This window comes from Microbacterium rhizosphaerae (assembly GCF_034120055.1).
Classification (GTDB): Bacteria; Actinomycetota; Actinomycetes; order Actinomycetales; family Microbacteriaceae; genus Microbacterium; species Microbacterium rhizosphaerae.
The window spans coordinates 324,229-338,733 of sequence record NZ_CP139368.1 but is presented as its reverse complement, the minus strand read 5'-3'; the positions used below and the strand labels follow the sequence as shown (position 1 = coordinate 338,733).

At 70.8% G+C, this 14,505-nt stretch carries 15 protein-coding genes; 4 read left to right on the top strand and 11 right to left on the bottom strand.

Annotated elements, in window-relative coordinates; all coding sequences use genetic code 11:
- Window positions 1–2: 2 nt before the first annotated feature.
- The 7 genes from SM116_RS01570 to dnaB all read right to left on the bottom strand — a co-directional run bounded on the left by SM116_RS01570 (window position 3) and on the right by dnaB (window position 7,013).
- Window positions 3–569, bottom strand: coding sequence for a dihydrofolate reductase family protein (locus SM116_RS01570; RefSeq protein WP_320942715.1), 567 nt, complete (start codon window positions 567–569; stop codon window positions 3–5).
- A gap of 84 nt (window positions 570–653) precedes the next feature.
- Complete coding sequence (locus SM116_RS01565; protein WP_320942714.1) at window positions 654–1,217, bottom strand: dihydrofolate reductase family protein; 564 nt, start codon at window positions 1,215–1,217, stop codon at window positions 654–656.
- A gap of 2 nt (window positions 1,218–1,219) precedes the next feature.
- On the bottom strand, window positions 1,220–1,924 hold the full coding sequence (locus SM116_RS01560; RefSeq protein ID WP_320942713.1) for a Type 1 glutamine amidotransferase-like domain-containing protein: 705 nt from the start codon (window positions 1,922–1,924) through the stop codon (window positions 1,220–1,222).
- Between the two features lie 59 nt (window positions 1,925–1,983).
- Complete coding sequence (locus SM116_RS01555) at window positions 1,984–2,466, bottom strand: TspO/MBR family protein (RefSeq protein ID WP_320942712.1); 483 nt, start codon at window positions 2,464–2,466, stop codon at window positions 1,984–1,986.
- A gap of 114 nt (window positions 2,467–2,580) precedes the next feature.
- Window positions 2,581–5,193, bottom strand: a complete 2,613-nt coding sequence (locus tag SM116_RS01550) for a CHAT domain-containing protein (RefSeq protein WP_320942711.1) — start codon at window positions 5,191–5,193, stop codon at window positions 2,581–2,583.
- Window positions 5,193–5,519, bottom strand: coding sequence for a CU044_2847 family protein (locus SM116_RS01545; RefSeq protein WP_320942710.1), 327 nt, complete (start codon window positions 5,517–5,519; stop codon window positions 5,193–5,195). The genes SM116_RS01550 and SM116_RS01545 overlap by 1 nt, the downstream gene beginning before the upstream one ends.
- Before the next feature lie 117 nt (window positions 5,520–5,636).
- Complete coding sequence (dnaB, locus tag SM116_RS01540; protein ID WP_320942709.1) at window positions 5,637–7,013, bottom strand: replicative DNA helicase; 1,377 nt, start codon at window positions 7,011–7,013, stop codon at window positions 5,637–5,639.
- A 483-nt stretch (window positions 7,014–7,496) separates the two neighbouring features.
- On the opposite strand from dnaB, the gene SM116_RS01535 reads away from it, so the two are divergent.
- The 3 genes from SM116_RS01535 to SM116_RS01525 all read left to right on the top strand — a co-directional run bounded on the left by SM116_RS01535 (window position 7,497) and on the right by SM116_RS01525 (window position 11,506).
- Window positions 7,497–8,495, top strand: coding sequence for a hypothetical protein (locus SM116_RS01535; RefSeq protein ID WP_320942708.1), 999 nt, complete (start codon window positions 7,497–7,499; stop codon window positions 8,493–8,495).
- 104 nt (window positions 8,496–8,599) lie between these two features.
- Window positions 8,600–9,937, top strand: a complete 1,338-nt coding sequence (locus SM116_RS01530; RefSeq protein ID WP_320942707.1) for a chaplin family protein — start codon at window positions 8,600–8,602, stop codon at window positions 9,935–9,937.
- Between the two features lie 294 nt (window positions 9,938–10,231).
- Window positions 10,232–11,506: a GNAT family N-acetyltransferase gene (locus SM116_RS01525; protein ID WP_320942706.1), complete on the top strand. Its 1,275-nt coding sequence runs from the start codon at window positions 10,232–10,234 to the stop codon at window positions 11,504–11,506.
- A 96-nt stretch (window positions 11,507–11,602) separates the two neighbouring features.
- Here the strand turns inward: SM116_RS01525 and rplI are convergent, their stop codons facing one another.
- From rplI to rpsF, 4 genes are all read right to left on the bottom strand, one after another.
- Window positions 11,603–12,055: a 50S ribosomal protein L9 gene (gene rplI / locus SM116_RS01520; RefSeq protein WP_320942705.1), complete on the bottom strand. Its 453-nt coding sequence runs from the start codon at window positions 12,053–12,055 to the stop codon at window positions 11,603–11,605.
- Window positions 12,056–12,066: 11 nt separating this feature from the next.
- Window positions 12,067–12,321 (bottom strand): 30S ribosomal protein S18, encoded by a 255-nt coding sequence (rpsR, locus tag SM116_RS01515; protein ID WP_320942704.1) that lies wholly within the window; start codon window positions 12,319–12,321, stop codon window positions 12,067–12,069.
- A gap of 107 nt (window positions 12,322–12,428) precedes the next feature.
- Window positions 12,429–12,968 carry a single-stranded DNA-binding protein gene (locus SM116_RS01510; RefSeq protein ID WP_320942703.1) on the bottom strand — a complete coding sequence of 180 codons (540 nt, stop codon included), beginning with the start codon at window positions 12,966–12,968 and terminating at the stop codon, window positions 12,429–12,431.
- A gap of 6 nt (window positions 12,969–12,974) precedes the next feature.
- Window positions 12,975–13,352: a 30S ribosomal protein S6 gene (gene rpsF, locus SM116_RS01505; protein ID WP_320942702.1), complete on the bottom strand. Its 378-nt coding sequence runs from the start codon at window positions 13,350–13,352 to the stop codon at window positions 12,975–12,977.
- A gap of 156 nt (window positions 13,353–13,508) precedes the next feature.
- Here rpsF and SM116_RS01500 point away from each other — a divergent pair, with 156 nt between their 5' ends.
- Window positions 13,509–14,486, top strand: coding sequence for a hypothetical protein (locus SM116_RS01500; RefSeq protein ID WP_320942701.1), 978 nt, complete (start codon window positions 13,509–13,511; stop codon window positions 14,484–14,486).
- Window positions 14,487–14,505 lie beyond the last annotated feature (19 nt).

Sequence of the window (14,505 nt, the reverse complement as noted above, 5' to 3'; positions counted from 1 at the left end):
TCTCAGGCCCCCGGCGGCTCCTCGAGCACCGTGGGCACATACTCGAGGAGCTGGACGGCCTTGTCGAAGGTCCGCGCCTCCACCAGCTCGAGGCGGACATCCGGGTAGCCGTCGTAGATGCGCTCTTGCCCGGTCGCGCCGGTGATCACGGGGAAGATGCAGACCCGGTAGCGATCGACCAGCCCGGCCAGAAGCAGCGATCGGCAGAGGGCGACGCTTCCGAGAGTGCGCAAGGGTCGGTCGGACTCCTCCTTCAGCCGGCGCACGTGCTCGACCGCGTCCGTCGAGACGAGCGTGGAGTTCGCCCAGGCGAGCGGCTCGTCGAGGGTGGAGGAGAAGACGTACTTCGGGATGCCGTCGAGCGCCTCGGTGCCGCGCTCCCCCTCGGCGGTGAAGCTCGACATCAGCCGATACGTCGTCGCACCCATGAGCAGCGGGTCGTCCTTCTCGGGCGAGGTCGCGAGCCAGTCGAGGTACTCCTTGCCCCACACGCCCCACAGGCCGGGCCATCCTGCTGCGGCGCCGTAGCCGTCGAGCGACGTGATGAAATCGATCTTGAGCGTCTGCACGGTGTTCCTTTCGTCGGCGCGCTGCGCGCGCTCCGGAGCCGGATGCGCCCGAGCCTAGGGGCCGGGCCCCACGCGCGGAACCCCTCAGTGGATGACGCGATACCGCAGGAAGACCACGCCCGAGCCGAACGTCCGGGACTCGAGCAGCTCGAGGTCGTCGCGGCGATCGTGATGCGGGAAGTACGTCGTGCCGCCGCCGACGACCACAGGGTGGACCCGCATCCGGAATTCGTCGACGAGTCCCGCGTCGATCGCCTGCCCGGCGAGCTCGGCCCCGCCGATGGCGATGTCCCCCTCCCCCGGTTCGGCCTTCAGGCGCTCGATCTCATCGGCGAGGCTGCCCGTGGCCAGGCGGGCGTTGCCCTGGACCGCGTCGATCGACCTCGAGAACACGACCTTCGGCAGCCGCCGCCACATCGCTGCCCACTCCTGCAGTGCGTCGCCGAACTGCGCGACCTGCTCGTCGTCCTCCCAGACGAGCATCGTCTCGTAGAGCCGCCGTCCGAGCAGATGGACTCCGTCCAGCTGGATCTCCTGGGTGACGAATGCGAAGATCTCGTCGTCCGGCGCCGACCAGTCGAAGCGGCCATCCGGCCCCCTCACGTATCCGTCGAGCGACAGCCCGAGTGAGTAGGTCACCTTGCGCATGTTCAGCCTCCGGCCGGCGTCGGCTCGCTGGCGACGCCATCGCGGAAGAGCTGCCAGTGCCCCTCCGAGATGACCCCGGCGGTGCCGTCGACGACCGAGATCGCGGTCTGGTCGTCGATCGCGTAGGCGGTGCCCGGGATGCGCGTCGCCCAATCCCGTGCGCGGTCCATCGTGTTGCCCGACCAGCCCGGGTAGTCGAGATGCGGGAAGATCGAGAAGTCGACGACGCCGAGGGTCTCGTCGCCCTCGCCGGGCTTCCAGTCGACGAATTCGTCGCCGATGCGCGGTGTCATGACCATGCTCCCCGCGCTCACGCCGACCCACACGGTGTCGCCGAGGGATGGGAGGAGGTCGGCGAGGCCGGACTCCCGCATCCACGTCGCGAGGTAGACCGCCTCACCGCCGTCGACGAGCAGCACGTCCGCGTCGCGCACCCAGGGCACCCAGCGGTCCTCGCCGATGCTCGGCAACGCCGTGAGCTCGAGAACCCCGACCGATTTCCATCCCATGCCGGTCAAGCCCCCCTCACCCTGCCAGTGATCGGCGACAGACATCCACACCGACTCGGGCGAGCACTGCGGCTGCCCCCACTGCGCGGTGGGGATGAACAGGGCCGTGCTCTCCGCGATCGGCTTGCCCAGCAGGTCCACCAATGCATTCCGGATGGAGTCGTTCGTCACACCTCCGGAGGTGAGCAGCAGCTTCATCCTCGCCCGTTCCCCTCTTCGCTCTCTTTCGGCTCTTCCGGCTCTTTCGGCGCGGTGCTTCAGCGGGTGTTGCGGCGCCAGATCCCCACACTCAGCACCATGGCGAACGCGCACCACACGGCATACGGCGACAGGAGCACGCCTGCTCCGCGCTTCGCGGAGCCCGTGCGCCGCACGAGATCGGCCGAGCTGGCGGCGAGGAGCGCCGCGACCACTGCGGCAAGCCCGAGCCGGCGTCCGCGGAAGAACACCCATGACCACGAGGCATTCAAGGCGAGGTTGCCCAGGAGCGCGACGCGGTAGCGCCGCTTCTCGCGGGGTCGCCCCTCGAGCGCGGTGAGAGCCCAGGCGGAGGTCGCCGCGATGTCGGCGTACAGGGCCGTCCATGCGATGGGGAAAACCTGGGGAGGGGGCTGGTAGGGAGGCTTGTCGAGCTTCTTGTACCAGCGGCTCCGGGTCGCGGATGAGGCGACCGAGCCCGTGGCGGCCGCGGCGACGACGGCGGCAGCCGTGCCGATGAGGTTCCGGCCCATGCCCGTCATGTCGTGGCCCCTCCGGCCGCGATCCACACGCGCTGATCGACCATCATGACGCGACCATATCTCGAAGGCCCGTCCGGCCGGCACCCCCCCTGCATCCCACGCCGCGGCGGCGGCCTATGCGATCCGGTCGGCGTGTTCCCGATCGGCGGATGCCTCGCCTGCCACCCCTTCCCGCCCGAGCGACACCGCCGCGAGCGCGTAGCCGACCGCCATCCCGAGCAGTGCCGCAAGCCAGATCCAGCGGATGACCGCGCCGAGATCGTAGGAGCCTGCGACGGCGACCGCGCCGCCGAGGGCCGTCATCGCTCCGCCGGCGATGACGTACGGACCGGGGATCCACAGGCTCTTCCCGAACCGGCCGCCCCGCGCCCGGCCGACCGCGGTGAGCCAGAGTCCGACGGCCCCGAGCAGGATGCCGACCACGAGCTCGGCCCAGGGGATGACGGCGTAGGCCGCGTAGGCGCTCTCTCCGACACTCGCGCCGATCATCGAGACGAGGCTCACGACCGCGGCGAGCCCATAGCCCGCGGCCGCGAGCCTGCTGTCGCGGTGGGGCCGCGCCGCGTGGTGGCTCGCGAGGAGAGCCACTGCCAGGAGTTGCGCAGTCGCGGCGTCGAGGCGCAGCGCCGGACCGTTCGGGTCCTGGGCCAGAACGGAGGCGACCAGGACGGCGAGCGCGACTGCACCCGTCCACGCCAGCGCGACCGGGATCTCGACACGGAATCCGGCCGCGGCCGAGCCGCCTCGGGCTTCTCGCTTCAGCGCGAGCGCCGAGACGACATACCCCGCGGCGATGCCGAGCACGCTCAGCGGCCACAGTCGGCCCTCGCTCGAGTTCACGCCGCTGAGCCACAGGATGATGGCGATGGTCGACACGGCGCCCGACACGATCACCGCGGGTGCGGGAGTGACAAGGCTCGCCGCGAACCGGCTGCCCACCCGACGGCTCGCCCGGATCAGCCAGCCTCCCGTGAGCACGAGCACCAGCCCATAAGCCAGCTGGACCCACGAAGCAGCCCGCGCGTCGGTGCCGACCGTCATCATCACGACGGCGCTGAGCACAGCGGCCGCGCCGTAGAGGTAGGCGGCCGGGACGGCGTCACGCGGCCGGACGCTGGAGTGGACGGCGAGGGCGACGACGCCGAGCGTCTGGGCGCCCAGTCCGGCGGCAGCCGCGACGTCGCCGGCACCCAGGCCCGCCGCGAAGAGGAACGCGGCCGCGACCACGAGCAGCAACGCGCCGGCCCACGCGGTCGCGACGGCGAGCATCAGGGGCCGCGCCCCGCGATCCGGCGGCGGCTCCGGTGGGTTCGTCTGCACGCCTGGCTCGGGGATGGACCGCGCCGGCGATTCGCCGGCGACCTCGAGCGGATGCTCCGCTCCGAGCGGCTCCGCCCCGACCGGCTCCGCCGCGACCGACTCCGCGGCGGCCATCGCCTCCGGCGCTTGCGGTGCGTCGACCGACGCCCCGGCGTCGAGGATCTTGTCGACGGGCCCTCCCTCCTCCGCGGGCGAAGACTCTTCGACGACGGGATTCTCGGCGGATTCGGCCTCGGTCTCGGTCTCGGATGCCGGGCCGTCGGTGTCGTCCGGCGGTTCCTCCTGCTGCGCCGCAGCGGGGAGGCCGCCCTGGAGGTCGAACAGCCGGGCGTCGCCGTCGCGAAGGTACAGGACGGGCGTGCCGAACTCGGTCGGCAGCATCGCGCCGACGATGGCCCGCCGCGCCGGGGCGAGCGCAGCATCCACCGGCAGTCCGTGTGCGAGTCCCGTGTAGAGGCTCTCGCTGAACGCGATGGCGGCGTCGTCCGTGATCTCGAACTGCATCCCGATCACCGCCGGGATGTCGAAGTTCACCAGACTCGCAGCCACGCCCGAGAACGGGTCGACGTGCGAGGTGCGCGCTCCCTCGCAGGCGTTCAGCACGACGAGTCGCAGGCTCGTCTCATCCTGCAGGATCGCGCCGATCTCCTCGCCCGAGACATCGTGAGCGCGGCCCTGCGGAGTCTCGAGCACCAGGATGCCCGAATCCGTCACCTCGTCGTACGCGCCATGGCCGATGTAGTGCAGCACGTGCACGCCGTCGAGCTCCTCGACCCGCCGGGCCAGGTCGCCGAGCGTCGCGCGCTCGAGCCAGCTGACCTCGACCAGCCCCGCCGCGCGCGGCGCGGCGAGGGCGCGCTCCAGGTTCCGGCGCTCGGCATCGGCGTCGAGCTCGGGGTAGCCGGACGGGCTGCTGACCATGGCGAGGATGCGCAGCGGCAGCGTGAGTCGCTGCGGGCGCATCGCGGAGTCCACGTCGAGCGCGCGCACGACCGGCGTCTGTATCGATTGGGCGAGGAAACGCGGCCGCTTGTAGAGGAACTCCCACGGCAGCCGCATCAGCTCGGGCGACCCCGAGAGTCGCAGCGTGATGCGCAGGCCACGGTCGCGTTCGGCAGCCGCGCTGCGCGCGGAGTAGAAGACCGTGCCCACCTCCTCTTTGATGAGCGAGTCGAAGAGGGCGGCCCCGACGTCGCGGATCGCATCCATCCGGGTGTCCGCCGATCCGCCGCGTCGCCGCGCCAGCCCGACGCGCTGCACGAAGTCATCGAGCTCGTCGTCGCTCAGCGGCGAGACGAACGAGCCGCGTGCCGTCCGCCCGTCCGGCGCCATCGCCAGGACGCGGTACGAGCCATCTGCGTCGCGGTCGATCCGCAACTGGAGGTCGTCGTACATCGTGACCGCCATCACGCGCCTCCGCGGCCACCCCACCTCAGGGCGATACGGAAGTTCGCCTCGCCGCCCGCCTTGGCGATGACGAGGTTCGAGTCCGCCGAGATCTTCACCGAGAATTCGATCTCGACTTCGTCCGGCCACTCCGACGAGCTGCGGATCTCGGCGATCATGCTCTGCACGATCGGCCCGATGCGCCCGACCACCTGCTCGAGGCTCTGGCCCGCCTCGATGACGTTCGAGGCCGCCCCGCCGCGCATGAGCGGACGTTCGACGTCGGCGGTCTCGACGTACACGACGCCGCCGTCGTCCCCGGATGCGAATGCGAGCAGATCTCCCACGGTGCGTCCCCCAGACGTCGGTCCCTGGCTCTGTACTCAGTGTGCTCTTCCTATGCGCAGCGCGCCATACATCCGGCCGGTGGCACCGGCGTCCTCCCAGGGGAGCGCGCGCAGGGCTCAGGCGAAGTCGCCGCCGGCGGCCATGTCGGTGAAGCGCGAGAAGTGGCCCTGGAAGGCCACCGTGATCGTGTCGGTCGGGCCGTTGCGGTGCTTGGCCACGATGAGGTCGGCCTCCCCCGCGCGGGGGCTGTCCTTCTCGTAGGCCGCCTCGCGGTGCAGCAGGATCACCATGTCGGCGTCCTGCTCGATCGAGCCCGACTCACGGAGGTCGGACAGTGCGGGCTTCTTGTCGGCGCGCTGCTCCGGGCCACGGTTGAGCTGCGACAGCGCGATGACCGGCACCTGCAGCTCCTTGGCGAGAAGCTTCAGCGCACGCGAGAACTCCGAGACCTCCTGCTGACGGCTCTCGACGCGCTTGCCCGACGTCATGAGCTGCAGGTAGTCGATGATCACCATCTTCAGGCCGGCGCGCTGTTTGAGCCGCCGGCACTTGGCGCGGATCTCGACCAGCGTCATGTTGGGGCTGTCGTCGATGTACAGGGGCGCGGAGTCGATCCGCCCGCGCGTCGACGCGATCGTCGTCCAGTCGCGCGAGTCCAGCGTGCCCTTGCGCATGTTCTGCAGCGGCACCGCAGCCTCGGCGCTCATGAGACGCATGGCGATCTCGCTGCGCCCCATCTCGAGCGAGAACACGATGGTCGGCATCTCGGCTTTGATCGCGGCAGCCCGCGCGAAGTCGAGAGCGAGCGTCGACTTGCCCATAGCCGGCCGGGCGGCCACCACGATCATCTGACCGGGATGCAGGCCGTTCGTGAGCTGGTCGAGTCCGGCGAAGCCGGTCGGGATGCCGGTCATCTGGCCGTCGCGTCCGCGCGCGGCCTCGATCTCCTCCACGGCCGCATCGACCGCCACGGTCAGCGGAACATAATCCTCGGCCGCATCGGCGCCGGTGACGGCGTAGATCTCCGCCTGCGCGTTGTTGACGAGGTCGAGCGCCTCGCCCTGCCCGGAGTACCCCATCTGCACGATGCGCGTGCCCGCTTCGACGAGGCGGCGCAGCAGCGCGCGCTCGGAGACGATGGATGCGTAGTACCCGGCGTTCGCCGCCGTCGGGACGATCGACGTCAGGGTGTGCAGATAGTCGGCACCGCCGGCTCGCTCCAGCTCCCCCGTCTTGATGAGCTCGTCCGTGACGGCGACGACATCCGTGGGCTCGCCGTGCGAGTACAGCGTGAGGATCGCCTCGAAGATCAGCTCGTGCTTCGGGACGTAGAAATCGATGCCGCGCAGCGTCTCGATGACATCGGCGACCGCATCCTTCGACAGCAGCATGCCGCCGAGCGCGCTCTGCTCCGCGAGGATGTCGTGCGGCGGAGTGCGCTCGTGCTCGCGCGGTGCACCGAGTCGTTCGGATGCGATGTCGGCGATCGACACGTGGGCGTCCTCCTCGGATGCTCGGGCACTGCGACGAGCCCAGCACAGCACGAACCGCCGACATCGATCGCTCGCACGATGGATGCCCGGCGTCCCCCCGCGGGCCGCACCCCACGCTAGGGACGGCCATGTCGGCACGCAACACGCCCTGTGGATAACTCTGTGGACATCCTGCGGGAAACGCCGCAGGTCCTGTGCAGAACACCTGTGGAGAACAGCCGGCACCGACGCGAGTATGAAGATTTTTAGCGCCGTTGAACTGGGGTTTCTAATTCCACACACTGTGGATGGAATCCGATATGAAGTTCACGTTGAAGGTTTCGCGGGCGAGCACCGCCTGTGCACAACCGCGCGCGTAACAAGAAGTTTCTCCAGCGTGTGGACGCGACGGGCGATCGGGGGTATCGTCTACAGTCCAGGCACCCTCACCAGCCCGTGTCGCAGTTCGAGGACACGAGGCACTACTCGTCTTGGGAGGTGAACGTGGAGACCGCACATCAGCGGCCCCGCTGGGGTTCCTGGATTCTCATCGGCATAGGCTTCGCGTTCGCCTGGCTGGCGATGTCGTTCATCCTCGGTCTGGGGACCTCAGAAGCACGCGCCGACGACTCCGGCGGTCTGCTCGGGGGCCTCACGTCGACGGTCGACAACACGGTGAGGGTTGCCACGAACACGACGACAGCCGTCAGGACTCCGGTCGTACAGGCCGTGGTGAAGACCACCGCCGCTGTTCCGGTCGTCGGACCGACGGTCACGCAGGTCGTCACGACGACGACGAACACGGTGGCCTCGGCCACCCAGCCGATCGCGAGCTCCACGAGCGGACTGGTCACCAAGACCATCGCCCCCGTGGTGAAGGCGGTCGACTCCACGGTGACCGCTCTGCTGGATACGGCGACCACGGCCACCGCGCCCCTGCCGGTCGTCGGCAGCGTCGTGGGCGCGGTCGGAAGCGTCGTCGACTCGGTCGATCTGACCGGTACCCTCGGCGCGGTGACGGGTGTCGTCGACGACACCGTCGGCGCCGTGACCGGCACGGCGACGGACGTCCTCGCGGCTCCCGGTTCGACGCCGACAGTGCCCGGCATCCCGGGCGTTCCCGTCGTTCCCGGCCTCGTCGACCAGGGTGCAGCGCCCGCCGGCGTCGAACCGACCACCGCCGGCGAGTCCATCGCGCTCGATGCGTTGACGGCCACGCTTCGTCAGGCGGCCGCAGCGGTGCATGCCGCGGCATCCGTCGTCCTCACACTCTCCCCCGCCGACGGCGCGCTGCGCCTCGCGGGGGACACCTCTCCCGTCCTCGGCGCGGCAACGCCGGGCGGGACTTCCGCGGGTTCCTCCGGTGCAGGGCCCGGCGGCGCGACGGCGCTGCTCGCGTTCGGACTGTTCTTCGCACACCGTGCCTGGGTGCGTCGACGTGTCTCGAGCGACCAGCAGGCGCCTCCCGTGCCGGTCTACGACACCGACATCTCCCCCGACTGATCGAGCCCCGGCCGCATCTCAGCGCTGCTCAGGCGCCGCGGCACGGAACAGGCAACGACGCGCGATCGCGCGCTCGACATCGATCATTTTGGGGAGAACTTCTCATGCGTACTTTCTACAAGCGCGCCCTCTGGGGCACGCTCATCGCCGGCGGCATCACGCTGCTCGGCGCAACCGCGGCCAACGCCGCGGACAACACCACCTCGGGCGACAACGGCATCCTGTCGGGGACGCAGGCCCTCGTCAGCGTCTCGGCGCCGATCACCGTTTCGGGCAATTCCATTTCGCTGCTCGGACACTCGACGGCGACTTCGCCGGCGCCCGCGGCGCCCGCTCCGGCACCGGCGACATCCGCCGCCACGACCGGCAGCGGGGGAGCAGGTTCCGGCACTCAGGCCCTGGTCACCGTCAACGCTCCGGTGACGGTGAGCGGCAACGCCGTCTCCGTCCTCGGGCGCTCGTCGAGCAGCAGCTCGGCACCGGCAACCGCGCCGGCGCCCGCTCCCGCATCGGCTCCCGTCTCGTCGGCCACGACGTCCGGCGCTGACGGCGTCGGCAGCGGGACGCAGGTCGTCGCACCGGTGACGGCACCCGTGAATGTCAGCGGCAACGCGATCTCCGTGCTGGGCCACTCGACTGCCGCCACCAGCGGCGGCACGGCGAGCTCCGGCACGACCGCGGCCAGCGGCGGGACCGGGCCGACGACCAGCGGATCGCAGGGCATCCTGTCGGGCACCCAGCTCGTCGCACCGATCACGGCACCGGTGAACCTCGCCGGCAACGCGATCTCGGTGCTCGGGCGCTCCACCGCCACGACCAGCGGCGGGACCGGCACCTCGGCCGGCACCCCGACGACGGGCGGCAGCGCGTGGACCGACGGCGGCGCCGGGCTCCTGAGCGGCACGCAGGTGCTCGCACCGATCACGGCACCGGTGAACGTCATCGGCAACGCGATCTCGGTGCTGGGACACTCCACCGCCGCGACCACCGGCACCAACGGCGGAACAATGGGCGGCAGCACGGGCGGCAGCACGGGACCGATCACGAGCGGTCTGGGCGGCATCCTGTCGGGCACCCAGCTCGTGGCGCCGATCAGCCTGCCCATCACCATCAGCGGCAACGCGATCTCGGTGCTCGGCAGCAGCGAGACCACGACCGACAGCGGCACCCCCGGCACACCGGGAACGCCCGGCACCCCCGGCACGCCCGGCACACCGGGAACGCCCGGCACCCCAGGCACACCGGGAACGCCCGGCACCCCCGGCACGACCGGCTCGCCGGCATCCGTCGGAACGGCCACAGCGGCGTCGGCGGAGACCGGCTCGCTCGCCGAGACCGGCGGCACGGGTGCTCTGGGTGCGCTGCTGATCGCGCTGATCGCGCTGATCCTCGGTGGCGCCGCCTTCGGCGCCCAGCGCTGGGCGGGCGCCGTGCGGCGCTGATCCACTCACGCCGGGGTGCGGGCTTTGCCTGGGCCCGCCCCCGGCGTTCGGGCGGAGAGGACCGTGGCCGGGGGGCCGCGATCACGGCTCCGCCGACCGTGTCACCGGTCAGCCTGATCGGCCACTTCGTGCCCGCGGCACTGCCGCGGTCTTCCTGAGCGGCCGCGGCCCGCGAGGCTCGACGGTGACACTGCGGGTGCGCGCGCGGTTCCCCAGCCCTCGCGCGCACCCGCGCTTCTGCATGTCCGGACCAGGTCTGTTGCGGACGCATCCGATCCCCGCCACAGTGAGGGGATGCCTGTACCCGCGCCCTACCGTCTCGCACCCGTCGGCTCCGATCGTCTCGACGACGTCCTCCGCCTCGACGTCTGGGCCTTCCCCACCGACCACTCCGTGGAACAGCTCCGGGGCGTCCCCAGCCCGCTCACGTGGTCGCGCGCCTACGGCGTCGGCCGTCCTGAGGACGGCACAGACCTGGCGGGATTCCACGCGACGTATCCGCTGCGGGCCTACCCGGTGCCCGGCGCGGAGGTGGCCTGCGGCTGGCTCACGTGGGTCGGCGTGCATCCGAACCACCGTCGCCGCGGCATCCTGCGCAGCATGATCGAGTTCCACTTCGAGGACTGCATCGCCAACGGCGAGGCCATCTCGGCGCTCACCGCCTCGGAGCCGCCCATCTACGGCCGCTTCGGCTACGGGATGGCGTCGACGACGCTCTCACTGTCGCTGGCCCGTCGTGCCGCGCTCCGTCCGGTCGCCGGGTCGGACGCGCTCGACATCGACATCGTCGAATGGGATGCCGGCATCCACGGCCCGATCGTCGCGGAGATCCACCAAAGCTACGCCCGCGTGCCGGAGGGCCTGGGGCGACCAGGCTGGGCGACGCGCGAGACACCCGAGCTGCGCACGGCCCGCGAGGCCGATCCTCCCCTGACACGCGACGGGCGCGAGTCGCTGAGGCTCCTCCTGGTCCGGGACGGCGACGGCAGGCCCGTCGCCTTCGCGACCTTCCGGCGCACCGTCGCCTGGGAGCGCGGCGGGCCCGAGGGAACGGTCCATGTGCGTGAAGCCGTCGCGCTGGCTCCTGCCGCCGCCCACCGGCTGTGGTCGACGCTGCTCGACCTCGACCTCACCACGCGCGTCAAGGCCGGCATCGTCGCAGTGGACGACCCGATCGTGAGCCTGATCGTCGACATCCGCGCGGCCACCGCCGACTACCAGGACCACACGTGGGTGCGCATCCTCGACCTGCCGCGCGCTCTCGCCGAGCGCCGCTATGCGGGCGAGGTCGACGTGGTGCTCGAGGTGAGCGACGGGATGCTGCCCGCCAACGCCGGGCGCTGGCGGGTGCGTGCCGACGCCTGGCAGCACGCCGGCGTCACACGCACCGACGCCGAGCCCGACCTCGTGCTCGACATCCGCGAGTTGGGAGCCGCCCACCTCGGGTCGACGTCGCTCGCCGGGCTCGCGCTCGCCGGCCTCGTCGAGGTGCGCAGTCCGGACAAGCTCGCCTCCGCGGCCGCCGCGTGGTCCTGGCCCGTCGCCGCGGCGGCGAACTGGATCTTCTGACCCCTCCGACCCGGTCGGAGACCGGCGCGCAGACGCCGGATGCCGCGGACCCGAGGGTCCGCGGCATCCTGGTGCTTCGAAAGAAGGAGACGCGAATTACTTCGCGGCCACCACCTGCAGGGTGATCACGGCGGTGAGGTCGTCGCGCAGGCGAACGGTCGCCTCGTGCTCGCCCACCGACTTGATCGGGGAGGTGATGTGGATCTTGCGCTTGTCGAGCTCGCCCAGACCAGCGGCCTTCACCGCGTCCGCGATGTCGCCCGTCTTGACGGCGCCGAAGAGGCGCCCCTCGGCGCCGGCCTTGACGGCCAGCTTCACCTTGGCGGCCTCGATGGAGTCCTTCAGTGCCACGGCCTCTTCGTGGACGTGGATCGCGCGCGCGTCGCGGGCGGCGCGGATCGACGCCACCTGCTTCTCGCCGCCACGGGTCCACGTCACAGCGAAGCCCTGGGGGATGAGGTAGTTGCGGGCGTACCCGTTCTTGACCTCGACCACGTCACCGGCGCTACCGAGCCCGGCGACCTCATTCGTGAGAATCAGCTTTGCCATATCGGTACTCCTTACCGGCCAGCGCCGGCGTAGGGCAGGAGCGCCATCTCACGGGCGTTCTTGATCGCGCGGGCGATCAGACGCTGCTCCTGCACCGAGACACCGGTGATGCGACGGGCGCGGATCTTTCCGCGCTCCGAGATGAACTTGCGAAGCGTGGCGACATCCTTGTAGTCGATGACGCCGACGCGGATCGCCTTCGCGGGGGCTGCGTTCTTCGCGCCCTTCCGCGGCTTGCGGCGGTCGCCGCTCGCCTTTCCAGCCATTGGTCAGTCCTTTTTCCTGATGGGCCCACACGCTCGGAGGCTCTTCGCGGCGCGCAAGCGGCGCGTGGAGGGGGCGTGGGGAGGATGCCGCAGCATCCGTGAATCTCTTAGAAGGGGGTGTCGTCGCCGTACGAGCCGGGGGCGGCCCAGGCGTCCGCACCGTTGTCCGAGCCGCCGCGGTTCGAGCCCGCGTTCGATCCGTTGTTCGACCCCGGGGTCGACCACGGCTCGTCGTCACGGCCGAATGAGCGCTGCTGACCGCCGCCGGCGGCCGAGCCGCCGCTGGCGGCACGCGTGACCTGAGCGGTCGCGTACCGCAGCGAGGGGCCGATCTCGTCGACCTCCAGCTCGATGGACGTGCGGTTCTGGCCCTCGCGGTCCTGGTACGACCGCTGACGCAGACGCCCGGTCGCGATGACGCGGGAGCCCTTGGTCAGCGAGCCGGCCACGTGCTCGGCGAATTCGCGCCACACGCTCGCGCGGAGGAACAGCGCTTCGCCGTCCTTCCACTCGTTGGCGGCGCGGTCGAAGGTGCGCGGCGTCGACGCGATCGTGAAGTTCGCGACGGGGAGCCCGTTCTGCGTGTAACGCAGCTCGGGGTCAGCCGTGAGGTTGCCCACCACGGTGATGACGGTCTCGCCGGCCATAGTCCCTTACGCCTTCGCGACCTTGGCCGGGGCAGCAGCCTTGCGGGCGGCCTTCTCGTCCGAGCGCTTCTTCTCGGCGGCGACCTGCGCGATGGCTTCCTCGGCACGGAGGACCTTGGTGCGCATGACCAGCTCGCTGAGCTTCAGCTGGCGGTCGAGCTCCTGAGTGGCCTCGCTCGTCGCGGTGAAGTTGACGACGGCGTAGAGGCCCTCGGACTTCTTCTGGATCTCGTAGGCGAGACGGCGGCGACCCCACACGTCGACGTTGTCGATCGAGCCACCATCATTCGTGATGACCTTCAGGAACTTGTCGAGGTTCGGGGCGACCTGGCGCTCGTCGAGCTCAGGGGTCAGGATGACCATGAGTTCGTACTGGTGCGTCACTTACCCACCTCCTTCGGACTAGAACGGCTGCCGGGCATTTCCCGGCAGCAGGAGGGTGTGTTTGCACGTGTCCGGGCGCGGACGCCTGGACAACCCTCCCATGGTACCGGATGCGTCGCCCGGAGCCGAATCGCGTCCGGGAGGTAGCGTGATGCCATGGAGTGGACGGCGGACGTCGATGCGGGGGACTGGATAGCGGCGGGCGTGGACCGGCCCTGGCGCAGCACGGTGCACGACGTCATCCCGCGGGGCTTTCCGGCCTACGCCCGGGTGCTGCATCCGGTCACGCGCGAGCGGCCCGTGGACCGGCAATGGCCGGCGGACGGCGACCGCGCAGGGTGGCGGAGCTTCCAGCGCGATGCACCCGAGATCGACGTCGAGCGGGTGACCTGGGATCGCGTCGCGGCCGCCTTCGGCACCGTGATGCATCCGCTCGCGCAGTGGCTGCGGCTCGTCCGGGTCGATCCGCGCGACAACGGCTTCGGCCAGCCGCGCGACGTCGAGGGCTGGCGGTACGACTCGCCGCGGGAGGGTCAGCTGGATGCCGCATCCTGGGCCGTTCTCGCACGCGTCCTCGCCGACCACACCACGACCCCGCGCGACGGAGGCGTCGCCGTCTGGGAGGGATGGGGAGGGCTGGTCGGCGCGATGGGCTACGGCGCATCCCGTCTGTTCGTCGAAAAGGATGCGGATCCCCTGCACGCCGCCTTTCTCGCGCACGCCGCCCGCGACAAGTTCAACGACGCCTTCCGCCAGCCGACGTGGCAGCCTGGCGTCCTCTCCGACACCGTCTCGCGCGGCCCGCGACTGGACCTGCCCGGTCGCTCGTTCGTCCTCTTCCGCGGCGGCATAGCCGAACTCGCGGAGCCGGACTGGCCCACGCGGATGCCGTGGCGCGACCCGGCACGGGCAGCCTCGGGGTTCGACGCGGAGGCCGAGTCACCGGCGATCGTGTGGCCGGCGGACCGGGCGTGGATCGTCGTGAGCGAGATCGACTTCGACTCGACGCTCGTCGGAGGCTCGTCCGAACTGGTCGCCGCCCTCGTCAGGGCGCCGGGCCTCGATGTCGTGCCGCTCCCCGCCGATGCCGACCTCGGCTGGGACGGCGACGAGGTGAACCGGCCGCTGGACTGAGCCGCGATCCTCAGCAGCG